We start from the raw sequence: 1092 nt of genomic DNA on the forward strand, positions 1-1092 counted from the left end.
CGTAGGGTAGGGCATGGATGCCCGTGTTTTAATTGTCTAAAAACAGGGATGTTTTATTCTTTTAAAACCTTTCAGCTATCCAGTTATCAAGTGCGGTTATAGATTCATCCATTAAACTATTAAATTGTTCTTGGCTTGGCTCTTCGTCCTGCCATTCAATTTTAAAAATCAATAAGCTGTCATTCTCTCCGCTGCCTTCATAATAAAAGCTTTCTCGCTCGCCTTGTGGCGGGGTAATGTCACCATTAAACCAGTTAGCCACAAAAGCCGGTTTGCTATTGTGATTTATCCCGTTCGGTGTAATTGTAAATTTTTCCATAGTTTCAGCTTTCCGTTAATTTAGTGGGGCGGGGGCTTGCCCCCGCCAATTTTCTACATTGGTTCAAATATATCAAGCTGGTGCATATCTTCAATAGCTGGCTTTTCATCCTGCGGGGCTTGTTGTTCATCAAACTCTGCCACTTCTTCAAGCTCTTCTTTTACTTCTGGCCTTGGCTGCGGGTTTTCTTGATAACTATGCAGTAATTCGGCGGCTCTTTGTGCGTGGGCTGCTGCTGTAAAAATAGCCCGTTTATCATTTTTAAGAACTTCCAGCCAATTAGCAATATAAGCCGCGTTTTCTTCGCGCACGTCTGGCACTAAACCAATATCAGCACCAATATAAGCACTTCCAAGCTCTGCGACTAATTCCTCCATTGCATAACCTTCATCACCCCATTTTTTACGGCCTAAATCCCGATCTAGGCGGCTAGGGTGGCGTGTCCAGTGCGTTGTTTCATGTGCTAGGGTTGAATAATAGCCCTCGGCATCTTCAAAGGCCACAAAGGGCGGCATCTGTATATGATCGTTTCCAATGGCATAATAGGCACGGTTTCCACCTTCTTGAATGTCTGCGCCTGTATTCAAAAAGAATTGCTCTATTTCTCCGATGCGCTGCTCTGGCGTAATCTCTGGTTCTTTTGCCAGTTCATAATATTTTTCTGGTAGCCCCTCGATTTGTTCAACATTAAAAACTGTGTAGCCCTTCATAAAAGGGATATTTTGTTCTATCTCTTCGCCTGTATTTTCGTCCGTTTCGGTTTTTTTAAAGGT

General features: G+C 43.0%; 2 protein-coding genes. Both read right to left on the reverse strand.

The features are described from left to right. Positions 1-61: 61 nt before the first annotated feature. Positions 62-319, reverse strand: coding sequence for a hypothetical protein (locus CDZ78_RS20835; RefSeq protein WP_087871635.1), 258 nt, complete (start codon positions 317-319; stop codon positions 62-64). A 53-nt stretch (positions 320-372) separates the two neighbouring features. Next, the coding region (locus CDZ78_RS22510; RefSeq protein WP_087871636.1) for an ArdC family protein at positions 373-1092 on the reverse strand (720 nt) is incomplete at its 5' end.

The sequence above is a fragment of the Bathymodiolus platifrons methanotrophic gill symbiont genome, assembly GCF_002189065.1.
In the GTDB taxonomy this organism is placed as follows: domain Bacteria; phylum Pseudomonadota; class Gammaproteobacteria; order Methylococcales; family Methylomonadaceae; genus Methyloprofundus.